Below are 4,343 nucleotides of genomic sequence, written 5' to 3'. Positions count from 1 at the left end.
GAGGAGCTGCTCGCGCGTCATCGTCGCCTCGGTGCCGTGGCCGTCTTCCTTGTCGCCGCGCATCGTCTCGAGCGAGCCCAGGCAGCCGAGCTCGCCCTCGACGGTGACGCCGCGCGCATGCGCCAGGTCGACGACCTTGCGCGTCACGTCGACGTTGTAGTCGTAGGAGGCGATCGTCTTGCCGTCGGCCTCGAGCGAGCCGTCCATCATCACCGACGAGAAGCCGAGGTCGATGGCGCTCCTGCACACCGCGGGGCTCTGCCCGTGGTCCTGGTGCATGACCAGCGGCACCTTGGGCCAGCTCTCGAGCGCCGCCTCGATGAGGTGCTTGATGAAGGGCTCGCCGGCGTATTTGCGGGCGCCGGCGCTGGCCTGCAGGATGACTGGGCGCCGACCTCGTCGGCCGCGGTCATGACCGCCTGCACCTGCTCCAGGTTGTTGACGTTGAAGGCGGGGATGCCGTAGCCGTTCTCGGCGGCGTGGTCGAGCAGCTGGCGCATGGAGACGAGGGGCATGGTGGTTCCTGGAGCGACGGAAGGGATCGCGGACAGGAATTCTAGAAGCCGCCCCGGCTCGGGGGCTGCGGCATGTCTTTCGCGAAGGGGCTTTGCCGACCGCACGTCGAACCGTTCGCGCCGGCCTTCCGCCGGCCTGGCCCGGATTGCCCGGAAGCCGCACGCGAAACTATGCTCGGGGGCGGGCGATCTCGACCCGCATCTTCGCCGTCGAGGCCAGGGAGAGCACCCATGTTCGATCCACGATTGATGGCCGGCCAGCGCATCCTGGTCACCGGCGGCGGCACCGGCCTCGGCCAGGCCATGGCGGAGCGGTTCCTGCGCCTCGGCGCGGACGTCGCCATCTGCGGGCGGCGCAAGCCCGTCTGCGACGCGACCGCCGATGCGTGGCGCGCGCAGTTCCCGGAGCGCCGCGTCGACACCTTCGGCGTCGACATCCGCGATGCCGCCGCCGTCGAGGCCATGGTCGAGGCGCTCTGGCAGGACGGCGGCGGCCTGACCGGCCTGGTCAACAACGCCGCCGGCAACTTCGTGGCGCCGACCGAGAGCCTGTCGTCGCGCGCCTTCGACGCCGTTGCCAACATCGTCTTCCACGGTTCGTTCTACGTCACGCAGGCGGTCGGCAAGCGCTGGGTCGCGGGCGCCAAGGCGGGCGAGTGGACGGCGCAGCAGCCGTACCGCAACGTCATGAGCATCATCGTGACCTGGGTCGACAACGGCTCTCCCTACGTCGTGCCCTCGGCGATGAGCAAGGCTGGCATCGAGGTGATGACGAAGTCGCTCGCCGTCGAGTGGGCGCGCTACGGCATCCGCCTGAACGCCGTCGGCCCGGGCGAGATCCCGACCGAAGGCATGAGCAAGCGCCTCAACCCCGGCCAGGACCCCGGCGAGCGCTCGCGCGAGAGCAACCCGATGGCGCGCAACGGCCGGATGAGCGAGCTGCAGAACCTCGCCACCTTCCTGATGGCCCCGGGGCACTGCGACTGGCTGACCGGGCAGAGCATCTTCATGGACGGCGCGGGAGCGCTCGCCACCGGAGGCAACTTCTACGAGCTGCGCAAGTGGGGCGAGGACGAGTGGCGGCAGGCGCGCGAGCTGATCGAGAGGCAGAACGCGAAGGACAAGGCGCAGCGTTGAGGGTGCCGGCGAATTCGCACAGCGGATCGCGCCCTTGCCGGATCGCCCGATCTGCACCGGTGCGTTTTACTGAGCGTCCCGGAATACTCGGCGAGCCCGCCGGGATTCCGCCGTCGCTTCGCTGCCGTTGCTGTGACGCCCGCCGCCGGACACCCGGCCCGGCGTGGAGGTGCCGGCCCGCTACTGAGGCGTCGGCAGGATCGCCGGCGGTTTTCCGTCGGAACGTCCGATCCACCAGCACGCGACGAAGATCACCAGCGCGCCGAGCCACACCTGCGGCCGCACCGCTTCATCGAAAAACAGCCACCCGAACAGCGCGGCCCAGGGCAGCGCGGTGAACTCGAGCACCCCGAGTGCCTGTGCTTCGGCCTCGGCATAGGCGCGGGCGAGCAGCTGGATGCCGAGGTTGCCCAGCAAGCCGGCGAGGACCGCCAGGCCCAAGGCCGACCCCGTCGGCAAGGGCGCTCCGATCGCGGCAGGCGACAGCAAGACCATCGGGATCACGGCGCTGGTCAGCGTCAGCAAGGTCGAGCCGTCCTTGGCTGCGCGCGCGCGCATCACGATGGCCGCCAGCGCATACGTCAGCGCCGCCCCGAGGATCGCCGCCAGCGCCAGGGCACGCTCGCCGTCGAAGCGGGGTGCCCCCTGGACGGTCACCAAGACGCCGGCGAAGCCCACGAAGGCCGCCAGCACCACCGGCCCGCGCATCTTCTCGCCGAGAAGGACTTGGGCGAGCGGCGGGATGAGGAGCGGCGCGATGAACGACAGGGTGATCGCCTCGGCCAGGCCGAGCCGGGTCAGCGCGAAGAAGAACAGAAAGGCGGTCACCGTGATCAGGATGCCGCGCAAGACGTGGGCGGGCAGCATCTCCCGCGTCAGCCTGGGGCGACCTTGCCACCACCACACGCCCAGTGCGAAGGCGGTGCCGAACACGTACCGGCCGAGCACTGCAAACGCCACCGGGTACGACCGGGTCAGCTCCTTCACCGCCGCATCCAACGCACAGAGCGCCGCGATGCCGAGAAGTGCGAGAACGAAAGGACGGGGCGACGACACGCGGGCAGCAATCGGGGAGCGACGGGGACCGGTAACGGCGGCGCTGGAGATCAGTCGAGGCCGAGCCCGATGCGCCGCGCCACGGCGCCCCACTTCCTCGACTCCGCGGCCAGCATCGCCGCCGCTTCGGCCGGCGTGCTGCCGACCGGCGTCTGGTCGCCGGCCTTGACCTTTTCGACCACGTCGAGGGCGCCCAGCGCGTCGACGAAAGCCTGGCGGAATCTCGCGGCGATCGGCTCCGGAACGCCCTTCGGCGCGAACAGCACCAGCGTGAAATCGGCCTGATAGCCGGCGACGCCGGCTTCGGAAAGCGTCGGCACGTCGGGCAGCGTCGGCGACCGGCCGCTGCCGGAGGCGCCGAGCGCGACCAGCCTGCCGGCGCGGACGTGCGGGAGCACGGTCGGGCCGGCCAGCAGGCCGCACGGCACCTGGTTGCCCAGCACGTCCTGCGTCGCCGCCGCCGGCCCCTTGTACGGGATGTGGCGCATCTGGAAGCCGGCCATCGACTGCAGCATCTGGTCTTCGGGCTTGAACGCCATCGTCTTGTAGACGTGCGGGTCGACGATGATCAGGGAGTCGGGGCCGAACACCCAGGTGTAGCCGTCGGGCGCCGGCACCCGGCTTGTTGTCGATGACGATGGGCTGTTTGAGCACGGCTGAATCTTCTCGGCCGCCAGGCGCAGCACGATGTCGCTCGGGCCGCCGGGCCCTCGGCGAAGGCGAGCGCCAGGGCGATCACGGCGGCGTGACGGGGCATGTCTTCTCCTTGCGACGGCTGGGTGCCGCGCACGAGTATCGACGCGGCGCGCCCTCGGCGGGCGGCTACCGGGCCACGGCCGTTCGCGTCGCGCGGCTCCAGGCGACGGTGGCGAGCCAGAGCACGACGCCGAGCGCCAGCAAGACCCCGGCGACCCGGTACTGCACGAGGTCGCGGCCGGCCCACGGGCCGACCAGGAAGGCGCACGACAAGGCGCCCAGGACCGGCAGCAGCGTCGGGGTGCGGAAGTGCCGGTGCGCGACCGGGTCCCGACGCAGCACCAGCACCGCGACGTTGACGACCGTGAAGACCGCGAGCAGCAGCAGCGCCGTCGTTCCGCCGAGGGCCGGGACGCTGCCGACGAAGGTGATCAGGCCGAGCGCCAGCAGCGTCGTGAAGGCGATGGCGACGTAGGGCGTGCGCCGCTTGGCGCCGACGGTGCCGAGTGCCGCCGGCAGAACGCCCTCGCGGCTCATGCCGTAGACGAGCCGGCTCGCCATCAGCATGTTGATGAGGGCGCTGTTGGCGACTGCGAACATCGTGATGACGCCGAACACGCCCAGCGGAAAGCCAGGCGCCCCGGCACGCACGACCTGCAGGAGCGGCGTCTCGCCCTGGCTCAGCTGCTCGGGCGGGACCAGGGTGATCGCCGAGATCGAGACCAGGACATAGATCAAGGCGGCAAACGCGAGCCCGGCGAGCAGCACCCGCGGGAAGTCGCGCACCGGGTCCTTGCACTCCTCGGCCATGTTGGCGGAGTCCTCGAAGCCGACCATGGCGTAGAAGGCGAGCGTCGTCGCGGCGACGACGGACCAGAACGCGCCGCCCTCGTCGGCGCGGGCGCTGAATTGGAGCACGCGCGACACGTCGCCCTGGCC

Annotated in this window: 4 protein-coding genes and 1 pseudogene; 1 reads left to right on the top strand and 4 read right to left on the bottom strand. The window is 70.8% G+C overall.

The window, feature by feature from the left end; all coding sequences use genetic code 11:
• Positions 1-515: pseudogene (locus AC30N0_RS18535) on the bottom strand (class II fructose-bisphosphate aldolase); the annotation flags it as partial.
• A gap of 231 nt (positions 516-746) precedes the next feature.
• Between AC30N0_RS18535 and AC30N0_RS18530 the strand changes: the two are divergent.
• Complete coding sequence (locus AC30N0_RS18530) at positions 747-1,652, top strand: SDR family oxidoreductase (protein ID WP_489519361.1); 906 nt, start codon at positions 747-749, stop codon at positions 1,650-1,652.
• Positions 1,653-1,832: 180 nt separating this feature from the next.
• On the opposite strand, the gene AC30N0_RS18525 is transcribed toward AC30N0_RS18530, so the two are convergent.
• From AC30N0_RS18525 to AC30N0_RS18515, 3 genes are all read right to left on the bottom strand, one after another.
• Complete coding sequence (locus tag AC30N0_RS18525; RefSeq protein ID WP_489519360.1) at positions 1,833-2,708, bottom strand: DMT family transporter; 876 nt, start codon at positions 2,706-2,708, stop codon at positions 1,833-1,835.
• Positions 2,709-2,758: 50 nt separating this feature from the next.
• A complete protein-coding gene (locus AC30N0_RS18520; RefSeq protein WP_489519359.1) occupies positions 2,759-3,325 on the bottom strand; it encodes a Bug family tripartite tricarboxylate transporter substrate binding protein in 567 nt (188 codons plus the stop codon).
• A 205-nt stretch (positions 3,326-3,530) separates the two neighbouring features.
• The coding region (locus tag AC30N0_RS18515; RefSeq protein WP_489519358.1) for an APC family permease at positions 3,531-4,343 on the bottom strand (813 nt) is incomplete at its 5' end.

This window comes from Rhizobacter sp. (assembly GCF_031412495.1).
In the GTDB taxonomy this organism is placed as follows: Bacteria; Pseudomonadota; Gammaproteobacteria; order Burkholderiales; family Burkholderiaceae_C; genus Schlegelella_A.
This window is presented reverse-complemented; position numbering and strand designations above follow the sequence as displayed.